Origin of the sequence: Paenibacillus sp. 2TAB19 (assembly GCF_052115185.1) — a bacterium.
Taxonomy (GTDB): Bacteria; Bacillota; Bacilli; order Paenibacillales; family Paenibacillaceae; genus Pristimantibacillus.
The window spans coordinates 12,444-30,213 of sequence record NZ_JBFRGE010000034.1 but is presented as its reverse complement, the minus strand read 5'-3'; the positions used below and the strand labels follow the sequence as shown (position 1 = coordinate 30,213).

The following is a 17,770-nucleotide window of genomic DNA, read 5'->3' as shown; positions in this document are numbered from 1 at the left end:
TCCTACTTCGTAGCGAGCGAACTGTACGCGATTTGTTCCGCGCTGCCCGCTTGCTTAATTTTGTTGTTTGTCGACGCTAGGGCGCCAACAGGGACGATCATTTCCCCGATCGCCGGTTCTTGCTCAATCCGTTTCTGCAGGTTGGCAGGCAAACCGCCGCGGAATACCGTGTACTGTGCCAGCAGCCCGCCTGACAACGTTGGACCTACGTAAATCAACTGCTCCGCTACCTTTTGCTTCGGAGTACTCTTCTTTTCCCTTGGAGCAGCCTGCTGTTGTCCTTCTTCTTTATCACTCAAATGCCTTCTACCTCCTCTGTGACGCTTGGTAGCGTCCAGTTCATTATTACTTGGCCGAGATATTCCGGATGCGGTTGTTCCTCAAATAGCTCCCAATCGAGCGGCAGCTCATGCCTAAACTGTCCAGCGATAACCCGCTGACGAGAGAACGCGATGCGTATTCGATCCATGACGTTCAGTGCGTTGAGAAATTCAGCCTCGTCGGCTGCCTTCACACCTACAATGAGCTTTACTATGACCGCATGTGCATCTTCGGTCTGCCTTCCCTTAGTCATTCGAACCAAAACAAACGGATAATCCGGTTCATCTTGGTTTTCGACTGTCCTCTTAGGCAAATAACCCTCATAAACAGCAGGCTTCACGGTAGCTGCATCGCTGAATAGCTTCTTGATAAAGTCTTTGATTTCTTTCGATAGCAACGTTGGTGTCATGAATCAAAACCTCCAAGTAGACGTTTAACCTCGTGATCCATCCGCTTGCGCATCCGGTCTTTAGCTTCTGACTGTACGTGCTTGATAACCTGCGGCTCATTCAACATGACCGGCACCGCTGTACCGCGTAGTTCTTTGACGGGAAGCTCAGGATAATCGCCTTTCGCGTTTTTCTCGCGCTTTGGCCCTTGCCCGGTTGGATGTACCCGCGTCATAACCCTGACTTTTCCGTCATTGGCACGAATGTATGCAGACTTAATCGCCTTTGCATCTCCACGGCGGACCGCGACTTTCACTCCTTTAGGCTTTCGGTAGTTCCAGGTCTTAGGAGTAACTTTGAAGGTAGGCAACGGAAGGTTTGGTCCGCTGCCCTTAATAATTACTTCGCCATCATCGGGCGAGGAATACACGATTCGAAGTGTGCTCTTCACGTCTGCGGCTTTGATGTTATAGGTTTCTCTAACTTTACGGTTGGCTTCAGTTATAACGCCTTCACCGACACGATTAAGAGCTAAGCCAGCTGTAGGCTGCATCTTGTTCTTGAGAGCCTTAGCTCCCTTGAGCGCTTCGCGTATCCCTTCTACCCTCAATCGACATTCGCCTCCAGCAATACAACATACAACCCCATTTCGTCAGATACACGTCTAACGAGGTAAGACTTTCCGTCAATCATCATGAAAATGCCTTCACGCGGTCTAAAAGTGAAGTCGGCCGCAATGAAAAAAGCTTTTTTCTGAACAACAGAAACACCCTCTGCATAGCTCAGAGGGTGTTCGTCTTCCGTATAATCATCAATAAGCACGCGAACTTCTCTTCCGTCGACGGTATGCATATCAGCGAATTCATTTAAATTAACAAACGTGCCCACATCATCCCGAACAAAGTCCTTGAAGCTCTTCATTACCTGCCGCTTCCGCGCCTCTGGCTAGGCGGTTTGGGTTCATTTTCGCTTCCGCTGGCATCCGCCTCTGGATCCTCGTCGTCTTCGGGAGAATCCCCTTTCGGTTCTTCGTCCGGTATCTCTTCCGAATCATCAACAGAATCCGTTAAATGCCCCGCCTCTTCAAGCGATAAGATGACTTCAGTCGGCAGCCCTCGGACACTTTCACCAGGCATATAGAGTCTTCCAGCGTGGTTCAATGGCTCTTTTAGAACTCGCATTATGCGCCACCTCCTGGGGCAACGCCAGCATTTTTAAACATGCCTCTGCTATCAAGCAGCGTTACGCCATAATCGAAATAAATGCGGAAGTTCATGCCGAGGCGATCAAACGGAATATCCGTCTCAAGTGTCGGCTCTTCTTGTCCACGGAGGTACGTGACCTCGATTGTGTCGGCAATGTTCGAGTCAGCAGCAAGGTACCAAGCCGTTTCGGAGTATTGGTCCAGCTCGGCGTCAACGATGATTTCATAGGAATTTCGGAACACGTTCACAACGCCACTATGAGACCCGTTCGGATCTGCTTCAGAGCGCATGTACTGCGAAGCATCTGTCTCAAGATCAGCCGGAACAAGCAAGTATCGAGGGGAGATATTCAACGTATTTTCCCCACGAATGCCTTTTTGCGTGCGCATCTTCTTGCGACCTTCGGACATCGTTTCCGTATTGATCCGCCCCGGCGTGCCCAGATTGTTATGATCAGCGTGGAACAGGTTTTTGTTGTCAAAAATAAGCGGATTTGTTGCAAGCGTTTTATAAACAAGCGCATTTACGCCGCGTTTAGCTGCAATCACGTACGCAGCAGGCACTTTCGAGAGCATATCGAGATCATCGTTAATGAACGCTTCCCGTGTGAAGCCCCATGACTTCGCATAAGTAAGAACTGCTTTCGACACTTTTTCATCTTTCATCGGTGTGTCAAACGGAATCACACCGTTTTGGGCAAGAAGCTCTAAATTGCCTGCTTCCGAAATACGGTAATGCTCGGCACCCTTAAAATCAGAATTTGACCCCTTGCCTGTCCAGTATTGGAACGTTGTCGGCGCTTCCTGGTAGGCTTGCGAAAGCGTTTTGTTCGCTGCGTCAGAAATAATCCCTTGGAAGGTGCTATCTGGGCTTAATGCGCGCTTCAGCAATTCTTCGTCTCGAAGCAAATGAGCGCCTGACTCACCAGCACGAACCAAACATTCGACAGCCAAGTCGCGCAAGCGGAGTCCTCTGAACTCACCCGCTCCTGGAGCTGGCTTGTCCACTTTACGAGCTGCACGCATGAGCAAACCATCCGTTGCAGCTGCACGGAACTTGTCACGTTCGTCCTGACCATGTTGCACGCCAGACCGCTGCGGTTGTCGCTCCTCCAATTGTTTCTGAAGAATGGCGCTCTTTACGATATCGACTGAGCTACCATTCTCGATGTACGAAGTTGCATCGATCCCGAAGTCACGGCACAACGAGTTAATCTCAGTTACTCGTGTACGTTCAGCAGTCAATGCTTGTTGTGCAGGGTCAACAGCTGGAGGTGCAGCACTTCTTGTTCCTGCACCTTCTGGGCTTGCCCCCGCTCCACCTGTCGCTCCGGTATCTGGTGCATGCATTAATCCTTGTGCGGTCAGCGCAATCATCTTCAAACCTTTCATTTCGTCATCCTCGCTTTCGTTATGATTATGGCTTCGACCAACGCCGACGGATGGATCGGCCGGCGTGGGTTCGATGCTAATTTCAAATGGTTGCCACTTTAGCGCAACATATGCAGGCCCGGCATGGCGACCGTTTGCAGACATTTTGCCAGCCTTCACTTCTTCCCAAGACGAGACCGAGTAGCCCACCGAAACACCTTTAATTACGCCTTTCTTTACCTTTTGGAAAACTTTCTCGCTGTCTTCGTCATCATCAAACTGGACGAGTGCGCGTGCTTTCTTCTCAGTTTCATCCAACCAAACTTTTTGAATGACGCCGATCGGCATACGGCCATAGTTCGCATCGCGACCATGGGCGAATAACAAAACCCCGACATCAACTAACCTTTGAAGGTCAATCGCGCCGGGGTCATGGCTTAAAACTTCGTTACCGAAGTACCGTTCATACGGTGCTTCCGATGAAAAAGAGAGCTCCGCTGTTCGTTGTTCAACATTTACCGTGTCACGACTAAAGGTAAGTGTCCGTGTTAACTGTTCGGGCGGAGGCTCAGCCGACCTATGCAGCGTTTTCGGCAAGTTCGTTCTCATCATCGTCGATTTCTGATTCTTCGTCACTCAATTCATTCTCCTTCCCTGACTGATCGCCTACTAGCTCTTTAATCAACTTCACTTCAGCAGCGCGCTGCGCGATGACATCCCGCCAGTCCTCACCGCGTTCCGCACAAATGCGAGCTAGTGTGTCTTGGTTAGATTCAAGCGCCGCTTTGTTCGCATTCGCTTCTTTCAGCGGGTCAATCCATGTATTGCCCGGCGGTACCCAGACATGCGATATATATTGGTTCTTGTTTTTCGCGTATCCCGGCAATTCGAGCATACCTGACAAGTACATCGCATCCAGGAACTCAAGATAGACAGGGCTTAGGATGCGGTCAATCATCATTTTCTGAAGCTTTTTATACAGCTTACGGTCCTCAATCAATCCCTGACGAGCAGACGAATAGTTAACCTGCGATAAATCGCGGGAAACTGCCTCGTAACTGAGCCCAAGCCCCGCAGCAATCATGCGAACGAGTGTTGTAATAAACTCTTTCGAGTTCGACGCCTGCCCCGCTGGAATGACCGTTTGCACTTCATCGCCTGGATTCAGTTCGCCGATCATGCCTGGCGACAATGTAACGCCATTGTAATCGATCTGCGAAGAATCACTACTGCGTACACCTCGACCAATACCGCCTTGAGGCGTGTCTTTTTTGATAAAAACCGCCATACATGCCAGCACTCGCTCCTTAATCGAGACCGCCTCAATAAACTGATTCGCGTCGCGGATACGAGGGAGCGCCGTCACGAGCTGCGAAACTTCGCGGACCTGCTGCGGATTCGACTTCTTAAATAGAAAGATGACGTCTTTGGCTGGAATACGGACCGATTCAGCAGGATTCGCGAAATATCCATCAGTTTTTTTGAAATGATAGGCGATTGGGCGGTTAAACTCGTCCAGTTCGACGCCCTCCACAATTCGGCGCCCATCCCCCAAGGTAACAAGCGAATTCAACTCATCTACCGATCGCAATTGCAACTTAAAGGGAAAGTCACTGTCTTTCACGTACACTTTGACAGCAAAGATACCGCCATCAACGATGTAACGGCGAATAATCATATCTGCCATCTCTTCGAGCGATTGCGTACCTGTGATGTCGATGTTTTCCGCTTTAACGTATTCCTTCCACAAGCTTTCGATCTGCTGATTCAACTTGCCATCAGCGTTTCCGAGTACTTTTTCAGGAATTTTTGCTTGCAGCATGATTCCTGTCCCCGTTACATTCCGTTCAAAAGCTTGTAGGATCCCTGCTGCGATATCGCTATTGTGCTCCAAATCTTGCGCCCGCGCTCGAATAATTGCCCGCTCTGCTTGTTTCCGCTGTTCATTCGGTGCTGATGTTGGATTCCACCCTTGATTCAAACGACCTCGGCCGCCGGCATCAAATACATTCATTGCGTTTCGCCATGCCAACCGTTTATATGCCCAGCGAGGGCTAACGCTTGCTATGGAGCGATCGATCCAATTCAATTTCTTCACCTCCCTTCAAATTGAACAAGACGGAATATGCCTCCGCCCGATTCAAGCGCTTGTATCTCGCTCTCGAGCCGCCGTTGTTCTTGGTAAAGCAGCCCAAGGTCCGCCCGTTTGATGCTCCGGCTCCCAACCCGATACTCTTGAGCTCCGCCGAGAATAGCGCTTATTGCAGTCCGGACATCCGTCAGCTGTTCTCTTAAAAGTGTTAAGCGATCCTCAATTGCACTCATAACCACGAATCCCCGCCTTTCCATTTCTTCTGTTGGTGTTCCGGCTGTTTCTTTAGCTGTTCTTTCTGCTCTGGTCTCTGCTCGTAGCGCATATAACGAATACCGAGGCAATCCGCAGCAAAAGCCGCATATACTTCACAGTCGAGATAGTGGTTGTCAGCATGCGACGTCTTAGGCCGCCACACTTCAAATTCACGACTACCTCGCTTTTCAATCACTTTTTCCTCAGCTGTTACTTGCTCCGCATACTCTTGATCGCAACCTTCATAAATGAACCAGCCTCCTGGTTCATTGGGGTCACGAACAATGCGATTGGCAATAAAATCCTTGTAATACCCGCCATAGACCAAATATAAAGAAATACCGTACATGCCGCGTTCTTCTCGGTCGATTTTGGTTAACCGATATTTCGTAGGGAGCTCGTTCGATGAACCTTTAACTGCTACGGACCATTCACTGTTCCGCTGGCAGAAATCATAGGTATCATCGGCATTGTATCCGGAATCGATTGCGCACAGATTAACGAAATACTCTGTCCCGTCTCTACCGCAATACGATATATTCATCACTTCTTCGATCTGGGTCCACGTTTCAACAACGCCATGACGAATGTTTTGGCTCGTCATGCCCTCTCCCCATGCGCGAATCGTATAATAGAAACGGTCCTTCTGAACGTCAACACCAGCAGTCAGCAATAATGTGCGATCAGGTACAACGCCCTCATCATAACCACTTGTCCGCTCAAGCACCTTGCTGCTGTTCATCTTGATCTGTGTGTTTTCCCAAGGTTCTGCGAGCCAGCTATTGATAAAGTTCATTAGCTCCTCCGGCGAACGTTTTGAAGAAAGGAACTCATATGCCACATCGCCAAACCGCAACCATGGACTATAAATGGCGTTCAAGTGGAAGCCGGTTTTATTCCCTGGCTTTGTCGATCCATCTTTTGTTCGCCATTCCCCGTCTCTAAGCATCTGCGGTTTATGCATGTCCCGAATAGGCTGGTTGCAGCTAGCACACTCGTAGTAAGCCGTCGCTCGAACCTCTTCCCTAGGTAGCGAAGAATCAAATTTAATTTGCTTCATCGTGAAGATATCGAAGTGAGCGCAATGCGGACATGGCACGTAATAATGAAGTTGAACATCGACCTTTTCCCAAGCCTGCCAGATCGGTCCGTTTTTGAGCGTCGGCGTCGAAGTCTGAATAATCTTCTTGTTGTGCGGGAATGTCTTTGTCCGCTCCCTAGCGAGCGCCCGGGGATCTGCTTCTTTCCCGGCGTTCTTTGGGTACTTGTCAACCTCGTCCATAAAAAGATAACGAATTGCCCGGCTCGAAAGCGATGCGGGGCTATTTGCTCCGGCGATAATGGCATACATGCCATCAAATTGCAGCTCGAGCATCTTACTATCGTCATTTTTATATCGCTCGTTCAAAGCTGGACTCAGCTGCAACATCGGTTGAATTCTGTTCTTGGATACGTGTTCGGCCAGCTCCAGCATCGGGTATACGACGAGTGAAGGGCTTGGGTCCTGAGCGACAACATAACCGAACATGTTGTTGAGACCTTCCGTCCCTCCGACTTGAGTCGGTTTCACGAAGACAATCTCTTCAATTCGCGGATCAGTGAATGCATCCATGACACCACGTAGATAAGGTGTTCGATCTGTCGACCAACGCCCGGGCTCAGCTGATGTTTTACTATCCAGAATACGGTGACGATCGGCCCATTCAGAGACGGTCATTTTCTCTGGCGGCTTCAAAATTTGTAAAGAAGCCGATAGCCATTCTGTCCATTCAATGTTTTTTTGCATCATAGACGCCCCGAACGGAAAGCTGAAGCAACGCATCATTCGTCGAATCTGCTATCGTTTGTTCGATTACCCTCACTTGATCCGGCTCAACATACGGTGCAACATCCATTGCAATTCTACGACTATATCCCGTCAATGACCGTTTGAGGGTAACAAAAAAACGCTGCAGCTCGCTCACAACGTCTTCTCGATTGATATATTCACCTTTAGAGATAGCATTCTTCAACGTTGCCGCATCCGCTTGCTGCTCCTTTAATTTGGCCTCGTAAAAAAGCTTCTGCTGTGACAAAGTCATATCCTCTTCAGCTTCCGGCGTCTTCTTGACTCCACGGTTCTCCATGACCCAATTGACCGTGACTTTCAGGTCATACCATCCATTAGCCTTTTTGGGCATCCCAGCCTTCGTCCATTGTGCAAGTGTATTGCGGTGAATGTTCAGTACATCACATAGCGCGGAAGTACTGATACACAAGGCTTCATCGATCATTTTCGTACCCGTTTTACCGGCCAATTCAACCCCCTCCTTTTGCACAATGCCCTATGTGCAATTTTTTATAAACTCGGTGAGATTTCGGGCTCACGCGAACCCGCACCCCGCCCACCCCCGGGGAAGGACCCAAGGCCTCAAAACCCGAGACACCGCGCCACTATTGGGCTCGTAGGTTTTAATGCATACTTCGAGCGCCAAAAGCCTGCTTGAGTTTCACATATCTTATAAAGTGTTAAGCTCGCATTCCCCTTTAGAGCCGCATCAATACTGACAATCTCATGACTCGTACGAATGAGTTTAACAAGTCCTCAATGAGTGAAGCTCACAACCCAAACGAGCTCATAGCCTTACTGTATGACTCCTGGTTTTTACCTATATATCGGAGTGTTATGGCTTCAGTAGAGTGATTGAAAATATACATCAGAAGCGCAATATCCTTCGTCTTCTCATACAAATGTAGTCCGTAGGTTTTCCTCAAACTATGAGTACCAATTCGCTCTAACTTGAAATGTTCTGCAACGTCTTGAAGAATCTGATACGCTCTTTCTCTTGTGATAGGTTTTGCTAGATTATTACCATCGCGTTGGCGTGATGAGAATAAGTAGTCATTTGGTTTCATTTCCTTTGTATACTTTGCGATTGCCCGTTTTAACTTTGGGTTGATCGGGATAAGCTTCTCCTTACCAGTCTTACGTTCACGTAGGGGTATTTCATCTTTCCCCCTGACGTCCCTTACTTTGAAGCTAAGCATATCAGTAATCCGAAGACCAATATTTATTCCCATTACAAACAAGAAGTGGTCACGTTCACTCCTTTCCTCAAGATATGCTTTGATCTCCTCTATAAGTTCTGGCTTTCTGATTGGCTGTACAGTATTCAATTCCTCACCTCCTCCATAATTCCATATATTTTACTTTCATATAAAAAAAAGCACCCGTTAGGATGCTCTAAGAATCACTATTCAGTAGTACTTTCACCATCTGATCCTACCATATCAATTACTTCTTGTGGCACGGAATCTCTAAATGATTGTGGAAGTAAATCATACGCCATACCACCTAGTGCTCGAACTGCCTTTGGATTTCTTTTTCCCCAATTAAACGATTTTAAAGCAAAGGTTTTTATCCAATTACTTTTGGATAAAACTTCTACTTGTGATTTTAAGAAAGTAATCTCTTTATTAAATTTATCAAGTTCAGTTCTTAATTTAGCTTGATCTGAAATTTGTTCTTCTAATTTTCTAATAAACTCATCCTCAAGACGTTCTACTTTTTTGATTAACTGTTCTGCTTCTTCCTTTGTAAAACTACTGTCTTGAATAGATGACAAAGCTTTATTAACCTCATCCATTCTTTCATTTACTTCTTGTTTATGACGTTCTATAGCTTTTATTTCTGGTAGAGCCTTCAACTCATCCTCAAGAAGTCTCGTCCATTTTTTTATTTCAGATAATATTTCCATATTCCCCGTTAAACTAATTCCACTTTCAGTTGCAGTAATTTCACCGGGGCGGCGTGAGAGGTTTATAGTTCCGTCTTTATATTTAACTATTTGAATGTTGAAGGCATCAACAGTTCTAAATACAACAGTCACAACGAGCGTATTTTTAGCATCTGTATGTGATTTTATATCAAAATCCTCTGAATCAAAAAAAGGTGTTACTAAACAATCTTCAATTTGCTTTCGAAATGTGTTATTAATAGACAAGTTTCTTCCCCCCAACAATTGTTACAATTAATATACTATTTGAAGGGATGTTTTTCCAACACTATCTCTCATATTCAATCTTATATAGGGATCATTCTTTCATTTTGAGTCCCCCGCAGTCTTTCTTATCGTATTCATTTTTTTAAAGACTCGGAGGGAGGGGGTAAAAAACCCTCCAAAACATGGAGGTTAAACATCTTTCATTGATTTTTTTCATCCCGAGGACCAATAGCAATATCACTAATTTCATTTAATATTATATCTAATTTATGTTTAATTGGGCCGAAGATTCTAGGTCTTAAATTACTTGAAAATAAAAAATTCTTAAAAGACATATTTTTCATCAATCGTGTCTTGTTATCAAGATATTTAAAAACAGGAGCTGCATTCCTTCTACTCATCAATTCAGCTAACAATTCAAATTCCTCAATATCAAGATGATAATGACCCCTGACTGGAATCTCAAAATGCTCAATTAAGCTGTTATTAATTTCTTCTTCAAAAGGTGGAAGGGAGGGAAAGGCTCCATATGTTACAGACATCAAGTGAATTTCATCTACACCCTTGAGTACAGGATGATCGATGTTCTTTAGCTCCATCAAGCAATTATGCAGCTGTTTTAAAGGTGTGATGACCATTCTGTTGATATCTTTATCAATTGACTCCTTAGTTGGATTTATTAACGAATCCATGCTTAATCTTCGAACTTTGGCTTCAATTACTAAAAGTTTATTCCCGAGACGAATCATTGCATCAGGTGATCTTCTCTTACCAAAGTGAAACTCTTTTATATATTCATATGGCAAAGTAGATAAGTTTACTGCTTGAGTAGCAATTGTTTCAATATAACGTTCAAAACACCGCCCAAAAAAGCTAATTACTTGTGTGTTTTCACTCGGAAAAGAATGACGTATCTTAAAGTAAAGCTCACTAAAGACGGTTTCAAATAAAAACACTAAACTTATAGGCATAAAACTTCCGTCAGTCAATGTTAGAATCGGTCTCTGCCGAAACAATGTATAATTCCATGGTTCGTTTAATGTAGATAATGACCATTCCCGTGCTTCGTCGACAGAAATTGAAAGCTCTTCTAAAATTTTTTGAGATAATTCAGGGATATTAGTATTTCCGAAATAATTTGATGGTCGAATCCAATTTGCTACGAGCTCGGAATCTTTTTTTATAAATCCTGCGAATATCAAAAAAACAGAAGCTAAGTAATCTTTAATTGAGTACCCGTACTTATTAATGAAGGCTTCATGAACATCAATATATTCCTTCTTATTAAACCCATCTTCTTCTTGAGCAATATCATTAAACAAAATAACGGCTCTTGCGAGCGCTACATTTACAGGTTGCTCCGAGTTAAAAAAAACATTAGTAAACAAATCATACTTTATTTCATTAATGTCCATTCTCTCATCATTCAAATAGTCTGATGTAATCAGATTTAAATAAATAATTAAACTAGCAGCATGCCATACTTGAATTTCATCAACAGTCTTTGTTTGGTCGCCGTGTGCTAGAATCCACTTCCAAACAGACAGTATTCCTTGTTTGCTGTAAATTACTTGCTGTGATAGTTTCTCCTCAATTAAATCTAAATGTGAAATGCCAGCTGCCCTCAAAAACTCTATGAAATTGGTTTTTATAAATTTGTTGTCAATCCCGTTTTGATTAGAACTGAATTGTGAAAGAATATTTATCAAAGGATCAAAAGGAAGATCGCCTATCAATTTTTGTAATTTTGTTACATCATATTTCTTACCAAACAAATCACTATAGGTCGCAAAAACTCCAATAAACTTAGTAAATGTCACTTTACGCCCACCTATTCAAATTCTAGTAGGTATAATGTAGCATATCCTGCTAATCTAGAACATGCTTAATCGAAATTGATTTCCAAGTCCCCCACCATCTCTTGCAGTTTTTATATATTTACACAAGAAATTTAAACATAGTAATTTCTTGCGTAAGAATACCATGCGAGTTTTTCGCCATTTGCTATCGTCACCACGTTGTGCTGCTGCACCGCGATACTGGTCATACTGCTGTTTCTCACTTGTATGGGACTCGTAATACACCACCTCTGATCACAAAACTCCCAATCGTTTGTGCTTTCTCTTCCTTCGGACATTTCGCTCTACTGCAAAATTGTACCGTCTCCTGCCAGCGCCCCCATAAGCAGCCCCGGCATTTGGCCGGCTGGATGATGGGTGGCGGTGAACATCGTTTATCCATCGTCACCCCTCCAATGTAAAAAAGCTGCCCGCTATGGACAGCTCGTTATCCTTTATTCAGCGGGTCGGATTTATCCGGCGCACTGAACAAGGGACAAGTCAACCTTGTTAGGGGCATCTAACCCCGCCTCACACCACACGCTTGACGCTAAACGTCTAAGGAATAAGATCCCACCGCGTGGCCGAGTCCTGCAAATGATAAGGGATACAGCAGGAGTTTCCCGATCGTTTCCGATCTATTGACTCTACTGTATCCCTTATTTTCTAGCTTTTTCCCAGCAAGGTAGATGCATATTGCATGCAATTTACACGCGTTTTTAACCTTCAAACATTTTGATACTATTTGCGACCGACTCAATTCCTTTATTTATCCGCCGGTCCACTGTAGAAGCGACCATAAAACGATAGAATCGTACAACCTCTTTCCGACGAGCACCATCTATAAACCGCATTTGAATCGCCTTCCGAATCTCTTGATCGACAATCAGCCGGACAGCCCGCTCGACGGCTTGTGTAATTCTTAAGCACGTATTATACGCTGAGCTTTGCTTTTCCGATAGTGTTGCTATTTTTTCAAGCTCAACTGCTATATCTTTATACCGCCTGTATCGTTTCAAAAGAGATTTGGCCTGAGCAATTTCCTCCGACGTCGCTGCTTCATCAAAAAATTCCATTTGCATTGCCAACATTCCCCTCATCCTCTCTATTTTGTGTATAATAGAAGATGAGAACTTACATTCGCCCTCGGTGCCGTTCCCCAACAGAAACCGAAGGCGATTTTTCATTTTGCTTTTTGCCTTAATTTCTCGGCGTCTTTTACTAATTCTTCTGGTGATTTTTCTAATACACGAATTAATCGCCCTTGATCGTCGCGCGCAACCCACAATTCTTCTTTTGTCCATTTAACCGGTTGCATTGTTAGCCTCCTTGTTCCTCGACATTCAGCCGCGCAGCTTGGCGACTTCTTCCTTGAATCTTTTCTTCACGAATACTTCATGGTTTGCATTCTTAACGTTTGGATGTCTATAGTTGTACCGCAAGTATTCCGGACCGACATGATCTATTGATGCTAGCGGGCTGCTCCAGTATGAGTCAGTGCTGCTCCCAGTTCCGTCCGTGAACCGTGACATGATGTTGCCGTCACGATCCTTCCACATTTCAAACTTTAGTCGTGCCATTCTGCACCTCCAAGTTCCTCAATATTCAGCTTTGTACTTCTTCTAAAGCCATCAATACCATTTCAATCTGCTCCAACGAAGGTTCTGCATCACTTAGATTCCCTTCATGAGATTGTCTATTTAGAACATCTGAAATTTCCCGTAAGAACTCGGTTGATATAACCCACCCGTTTTCATTCTTAGGCTGCCTTGGAAACTGCTCCACCCCAAACCCTCCCATTTATTTCCGTATTCACTCAATGTTCATATCATCGATCTGCTTAATTCCTGCTACAATCGGATATATTTGATAAGGGTTCACTGCATTCCCCAATGCTTGAAGCTGCTTTATTACTCTACCTCGGTCCATCCTTGTGGAAAGCCCATCATCGCCTCCGAAAAGCGCGGGTTGGCCAATGCTTTGCTCAATCCTTTCAATAGGATTGCGACGTGCATCCAGTGTAGTTGACGCCCAGTGCGCATACGATTCTTCGCTTGCATTAAGCTCAGCATGTAGAAACCTTTTCCATCCCTTGCATTTGGTGTGGGCAACGATAAAAATCCGTTCTCTCTCATGGTCCGCGTTGACGGCAAGAGCTGGAATATTAAACGTTTGCGTGGAGTAACCGATACTGTCCAAGTCATCAAGCACTTCGTCGAGCCCCAATGTGATGTGCCCAGCAACATTCTCGCCAATAAACCAACGGGGTCTGATCTCTTGTAATAAACGCTTAACCTCTGGCCAGAGGTGACGGTCATCTCTCTTGCCCTTTCGCTGCCCGGCATTACTGAAAGGCTGGCAAGGGTATCCTCCGTGAATAAGCTCAATTGTCCCGATTCCATCAGCTTCTAACCTCTCCTTCGTTAAAGTGCAAACATCATCGTATATTGGAACGTCCGGCCAGTGCTTCCGCAGCACCTTTTGTGGGAATGGCTCGCGCTCGCAGAAGGCAACCGTTTCAATGCCAGCCCACTCACATGCCAGATCAATCCCGCCGATCCCGCTGAATAAACTAAGTGCCCTCATATTTCACCTCACTAATAAACCAATAAAATACTCGACAGAAATTATCCAATAGTTCAAAATATTATTAATGCAAATGCAAAGGGGATGCCTTAAACCTTGGATATTTCAGGACTATCTGATAGCAATTTAATTTCTACATACGGAAATGTGATCAAAGAACTCAAAGATCGTAAAATAATAAGATCTAAAAACGTTGTAGGTGATCTCGGCGAATACTTGGCAGTTGATCACTACAACAAAACTCCCGGACTTCCGAGACTGCAATTCGCTCCACCTGGGACTAAGAACATTGATGCCATTAGTATCAATGGCGAGCGTTACAGTATAAAAGCTTCTACCAGCAATACTACTAGTGTTTTTTATGGCTTAAACGACCCTGGTTCTGATGAGCCAGACCAACAGAAGTTTGAATATGTCATTCTAGTTTTATTTGATGAAGATATGAATTTACAGAGAATAAATGAAATCACTTGGCTACAATTCTTAGAGCATAAGCGTTGGCATAGTCGAATGGCAGCATGGAACTTATCAGTTAATAAGAATTTACTTGAGAATACTAGGACCATTTATTTGAGGATCTGATGATCCTCAATATTCAGTTCTGTCCATCATCATCGAAACATTTATATTCCCCTTCACGTAATAACCCGTAAAGGGATGGTGATCGTAATGAAACGAAAAACACGCAAAAAAATAGAAACTACTTCAAACATTTTGCAAATAATCGAATTTTTCATGGAACTAATGTTATTTTTCCCTCGGTTAATCATCCGGGCGTTAAGATGGATATTTGATTAACCACTGGCTGAGATAGACCGAATCCCTCCCATGTATTTCCGCATCGCTAGTATTGTGATACACTAGTTTTTATTGTGTGTTTAGGCTTGTGGCGGTAGCAGGATGGTTCAACTCCATCCCGATAGTGATAGTTCTTCTACTTTCCTTCGCTGTTCTTAGCTGTGTTCAGTTTATAGTTGACAAAAAGACTAACAGTAAGAATGAAATTAAGGGGGAGTTGCCAATGAAAAATAACAATGAAATAAAGGTGTTATTAGGTTTAGCTGTATTAAAAACAGCGTTGGCAGTAGGAGCTAGTATCTTGGCATCGGTTGCGCTGCCAGCCTAAACACATAATCTCCTTCAGACCACCAAGTACCTCAATATTCAATATGTTGTATGGCGGTTCTCTCCCCTAATTCGCTCATACATTTCCACGTCCTGTTCGTCCAGATAATCGGGATTTGAATCCTTCATCCCCTCATACCAACTTGCTATAATATCTAATTCTTGCTGTGAAAGGTTCACCGTTCATTGCTCCTTTATCATTATGGTATATGGCTCAAACCCGCTCGTCTCTTAAGCTCTGCAGCAGCCTCGAATCGCCATTCTAAAGGCGCTGCTATATCATCACAAGAGATATCTGCGAGTTGATCGTAACTAGCTAAATGCCAACTCATATTAGCAGCTCCATCTGCCCACCAATCACATCATCGACGAACTGGTACTCGTTAGGCATTCGTTCAAGATGACCGCGCTCTTGAATGCTGCCAACCGAGCTGTTCCAAGTATAAGAGGCATTGCAGTAGGCCGATACGACGAATGCTTTAAGCGAACCGCTGTGCATTCCGGCGAACCGGTTATCATCGGTGACGCCAATGACTTCAATGTCTACTCCACAGTTCTGAATAACCTTCTGGATAAGTGCAAATTTCTTCTCGTAATCCAGCATTTATGCCTCCTCCAATCTTCAAAGACTATGTAACCTCCGTTTACCGACCTTCGGCAAACTTCCGAAACTCAAAATATTCCGCGCCCCATATCCCGCCGCGTCGCGGCTTTATACGTTGCTGTCTTGATAAATCAATGATAAGTACCGCTACTTCGTCGGGTTCGCGTCGCATTTCATGGGCTATTCTAAACAACCCACTATCAGCCTCCCAAAGCCTTTCAACCTCGGTAACGTCCTGCTCTCTCCAAACAAAGTCCATATCCTCGCAGGCAATATATAGCTGCTGTTGACGCCTCGTAGATTGCTCCACATTATCCCGCCTCTATGCCGTATCTTCCATTCGCTTCATGGCATCTTCTTGTCGTTTGGATGTAGCAATATTCTCATGAATATTACAACTGCCGAGTATTCGATCGATAAGTCTGCCTGCTGTATCCAACGGCTCGTTATTACGGCCCTTTGCAAACCAGTTTCTTAGCTGATTAAGGTTCAAGTTGCTTGTGTAATTCGTCTTCTTACCCTCTCGCCCGTTGATGATCGGGAAGAGAATGTCGTTATATTCGGTCTCAGTCAAAACGCCTGAACCGATTTCATCCAGCGTAAGAAGGTCGCAATCAACTGCGGCATTGATAATGTCCGTCAGCGTAATTTTGCTGCTGTTTTTGAACGTGTCTTTTGCAATGTTGAACAATTGCGAAACATCGAGGAACAGACTCACATAGCCTTTCTTCTCAACCTCATGATGTATAGCCGCTGCTAGATGGCTCTTCCCGTTGCCTACACCACCATAGATCATTAGCCCGCAAGTGACTGATTCAAACTCCTCTGCGAAGCGCTTAGCTTCGTAGTAGACGGCTTCCGTGCCTCGTCGAAGCTGGAACGAATCGAATGACACTCGTTTAAGCCGCTCGCTCATGATGCTGTGTTTATAGTTCTTCTCAAGCCTGGCGCGCCGCTCTTTCCGCTCCGCCTCTTGAACTTCCTGCTCCATACGATCAGCATCGCATTTGCATGCCGATGGCATAACCCACTTACGAAGAAGTGGAAAGTCGATTCGAACCATCTCTCTTCTGCATTCCAAGCAGCAATATGTCCCTTCGAACTGACTATCTGCGTACAAAACGGTTGAGGTCCTGTTCGGCATTCCCAGAAGCACCTCCCCCAGCCCCTTCAAAGCGTTCATTTGAATCCCCTCCGTGAATGTATACGAGTTTCGAATTACTATCGCTTTCCATTTCGATGACAAGTCGGTTGAACTGTTTTCTCAGCTTAGCTGGACATAGGATGTTTTTCCGCCAAAACTGATTTTTACTTGTCCAGTCGATTACCTTGCGGATCAATTCTTTATCTTTCTTATCCCTTTCAAGCAATAGCCGGCAATCATCAGCCCATTGTTGCAAATTCGGCTGTTCGATTTTGTCGGTCCAGCTCTTGATACTATTCAAAAAATATTGGGCCATCTTGAAGGGAGATGAATCCTCGGCATACGCAGGGCGTTGACGAGATCTTTTCCTCTCTTCATTGTTTTCATTGTTATCATTGTTTACATTGTTGTTTGTGGTCACTTGTTGGTCATCTGTTGGTCGTTTGTTGGTCACTTGTTGGTCATCTGTTGGTCGTTTGCTGGTCACTTGTTGGTCATTATCGGGCTTGTTATCTTGGTAAATGTCCCAATTTTCCACGGTAATAACGGAATATTTCGTTGTTGAATTGATGGTCAAAAATTCACTTTTTTCGAGTAATTCCAACCAACGCCATACCGTTTTTTCGCTCTTTGCATCGTCACCTTTTAAACCGTTATTGTACATCCCATGAAGGGCAAATCGACCAGTAATAAATTGACCCGGCAAGAGCCGTACAGACTGTCTTCCTATTAATTGATTGCGCTCAGAATGACTAGCTTCGGTTAAGCAAATGAGCCACAGCCGCAATAGTGCCATATCGTTAAAAATGGGATTCTTGCGGATCTTACGGTGCAGGCATATCCAACCATCCATTGATT

The 17,770-nt window shown here is 44.8% G+C and carries 23 protein-coding genes; 1 reads left to right on the top strand and 22 read right to left on the bottom strand.

The genetic code is table 11. The features are described 5' to 3' along the window. Positions 1-2: 2 nt before the first annotated feature. The 18 genes from AB4Z33_RS16710 to AB4Z33_RS16625 form a co-directional block, all read right to left on the bottom strand. Complete coding sequence (locus tag AB4Z33_RS16710; RefSeq protein ID WP_442050989.1) at positions 3-299, bottom strand: hypothetical protein; 297 nt, start codon at positions 297-299, stop codon at positions 3-5. Beyond that, positions 296-730 carry a hypothetical protein gene (locus AB4Z33_RS16705; RefSeq protein ID WP_442050988.1) on the bottom strand — a complete coding sequence of 145 codons (435 nt, stop codon included), beginning with the start codon at positions 728-730 and terminating at the stop codon, positions 296-298. The genes AB4Z33_RS16710 and AB4Z33_RS16705 overlap by 4 nt, the downstream gene beginning before the upstream one ends. Further along, positions 727-1,320 carry a phage tail protein gene (locus AB4Z33_RS16700; RefSeq protein ID WP_442050987.1) on the bottom strand — a complete coding sequence of 198 codons (594 nt, stop codon included), beginning with the start codon at positions 1,318-1,320 and terminating at the stop codon, positions 727-729. Before AB4Z33_RS16700 ends, AB4Z33_RS16705 begins: the two co-directional genes overlap by 4 nt. Continuing rightward, positions 1,317-1,631: a hypothetical protein gene (locus tag AB4Z33_RS16695; protein ID WP_442050986.1), complete on the bottom strand. Its 315-nt coding sequence runs from the start codon at positions 1,629-1,631 to the stop codon at positions 1,317-1,319. The genes AB4Z33_RS16700 and AB4Z33_RS16695 overlap by 4 nt, the downstream gene beginning before the upstream one ends. Then, entirely contained in the window at positions 1,631-1,891 is a 261-nt protein-coding gene (locus AB4Z33_RS16690; protein ID WP_442050985.1) for a hypothetical protein, read from the bottom strand. Before AB4Z33_RS16690 ends, AB4Z33_RS16695 begins: the two co-directional genes overlap by 1 nt. After that, positions 1,891-3,921, bottom strand: a complete 2,031-nt coding sequence (locus AB4Z33_RS16685; protein ID WP_442050984.1) for a prohead protease/major capsid protein fusion protein — start codon at positions 3,919-3,921, stop codon at positions 1,891-1,893. Before AB4Z33_RS16685 ends, AB4Z33_RS16690 begins: the two co-directional genes overlap by 1 nt. Continuing rightward, complete coding sequence (locus AB4Z33_RS16680) at positions 3,863-5,383, bottom strand: phage portal protein (RefSeq protein ID WP_442050983.1); 1,521 nt, start codon at positions 5,381-5,383, stop codon at positions 3,863-3,865. Before AB4Z33_RS16680 ends, AB4Z33_RS16685 begins: the two co-directional genes overlap by 59 nt. Next, complete coding sequence (locus AB4Z33_RS16675; RefSeq protein ID WP_442050982.1) at positions 5,380-5,610, bottom strand: peptidylprolyl isomerase; 231 nt, start codon at positions 5,608-5,610, stop codon at positions 5,380-5,382. The genes AB4Z33_RS16680 and AB4Z33_RS16675 overlap by 4 nt, the downstream gene beginning before the upstream one ends. Then, positions 5,607-7,421 (bottom strand): phage terminase large subunit family protein, encoded by a 1,815-nt coding sequence (locus AB4Z33_RS16670; protein WP_442050981.1) that lies wholly within the window; start codon positions 7,419-7,421, stop codon positions 5,607-5,609. Before AB4Z33_RS16670 ends, AB4Z33_RS16675 begins: the two co-directional genes overlap by 4 nt. After that, positions 7,402-7,929, bottom strand: coding sequence for a hypothetical protein (locus tag AB4Z33_RS16665; RefSeq protein ID WP_442050980.1), 528 nt, complete (start codon positions 7,927-7,929; stop codon positions 7,402-7,404). The genes AB4Z33_RS16670 and AB4Z33_RS16665 overlap by 20 nt, the downstream gene beginning before the upstream one ends. Before the next feature lie 301 nt (positions 7,930-8,230). Then, positions 8,231-8,788, bottom strand: a complete 558-nt coding sequence (locus tag AB4Z33_RS16660) for a site-specific integrase (RefSeq protein ID WP_442050979.1) — start codon at positions 8,786-8,788, stop codon at positions 8,231-8,233. Between the two features lie 77 nt (positions 8,789-8,865). Next, a complete protein-coding gene (locus tag AB4Z33_RS16655; protein WP_442050978.1) occupies positions 8,866-9,615 on the bottom strand; it encodes a hypothetical protein in 750 nt (249 codons plus the stop codon). A gap of 200 nt (positions 9,616-9,815) precedes the next feature. After that, positions 9,816-11,435: a hypothetical protein gene (locus AB4Z33_RS16650; protein WP_442050977.1), complete on the bottom strand. Its 1,620-nt coding sequence runs from the start codon at positions 11,433-11,435 to the stop codon at positions 9,816-9,818. Positions 11,436-12,172: 737 nt separating this feature from the next. Beyond that, on the bottom strand, positions 12,173-12,544 hold the full coding sequence (locus AB4Z33_RS16645) for a hypothetical protein (protein WP_442050976.1): 372 nt from the start codon (positions 12,542-12,544) through the stop codon (positions 12,173-12,175). Positions 12,545-12,636: 92 nt separating this feature from the next. After that, positions 12,637-12,771, bottom strand: coding sequence for a hypothetical protein (locus tag AB4Z33_RS16640; RefSeq protein WP_442050975.1), 135 nt, complete (start codon positions 12,769-12,771; stop codon positions 12,637-12,639). A 25-nt stretch (positions 12,772-12,796) separates the two neighbouring features. Then, on the bottom strand, positions 12,797-13,033 hold the full coding sequence (locus tag AB4Z33_RS16635; protein WP_442050974.1) for a hypothetical protein: 237 nt from the start codon (positions 13,031-13,033) through the stop codon (positions 12,797-12,799). Positions 13,034-13,058: 25 nt separating this feature from the next. Continuing rightward, a complete protein-coding gene (locus AB4Z33_RS16630; RefSeq protein WP_442050973.1) occupies positions 13,059-13,238 on the bottom strand; it encodes a hypothetical protein in 180 nt (59 codons plus the stop codon). 27 nt (positions 13,239-13,265) lie between these two features. Next, a complete protein-coding gene (locus AB4Z33_RS16625; RefSeq protein ID WP_442050972.1) occupies positions 13,266-14,039 on the bottom strand; it encodes a DNA cytosine methyltransferase in 774 nt (257 codons plus the stop codon). A gap of 96 nt (positions 14,040-14,135) precedes the next feature. Between AB4Z33_RS16625 and AB4Z33_RS16620 the strand changes: the two genes are divergently transcribed. Further along, complete coding sequence (locus AB4Z33_RS16620) at positions 14,136-14,621, top strand: DUF6998 domain-containing protein (protein ID WP_442050971.1); 486 nt, start codon at positions 14,136-14,138, stop codon at positions 14,619-14,621. Between the two features lie 871 nt (positions 14,622-15,492). Here AB4Z33_RS16620 and AB4Z33_RS16615 read toward each other — a convergent pair. The 4 genes from AB4Z33_RS16615 to AB4Z33_RS16600 are packed head-to-tail and all read right to left on the bottom strand — an operon-like array spanning position 15,493 to position 17,765. Then, positions 15,493-15,768 carry a hypothetical protein gene (locus AB4Z33_RS16615; RefSeq protein WP_442050970.1) on the bottom strand — a complete coding sequence of 92 codons (276 nt, stop codon included), beginning with the start codon at positions 15,766-15,768 and terminating at the stop codon, positions 15,493-15,495. A 40-nt stretch (positions 15,769-15,808) separates the two neighbouring features. Then, positions 15,809-16,078, bottom strand: coding sequence for a helix-turn-helix domain-containing protein (locus AB4Z33_RS16610; RefSeq protein ID WP_442050969.1), 270 nt, complete (start codon positions 16,076-16,078; stop codon positions 15,809-15,811). A gap of 12 nt (positions 16,079-16,090) precedes the next feature. Continuing rightward, on the bottom strand, positions 16,091-16,912 hold the full coding sequence (locus AB4Z33_RS16605) for an ATP-binding protein (RefSeq protein WP_442050968.1): 822 nt from the start codon (positions 16,910-16,912) through the stop codon (positions 16,091-16,093). After that, complete coding sequence (locus AB4Z33_RS16600; protein ID WP_442050967.1) at positions 16,875-17,765, bottom strand: hypothetical protein; 891 nt, start codon at positions 17,763-17,765, stop codon at positions 16,875-16,877. The genes AB4Z33_RS16605 and AB4Z33_RS16600 overlap by 38 nt, the downstream gene beginning before the upstream one ends. Positions 17,766-17,770 lie beyond the last annotated feature (5 nt).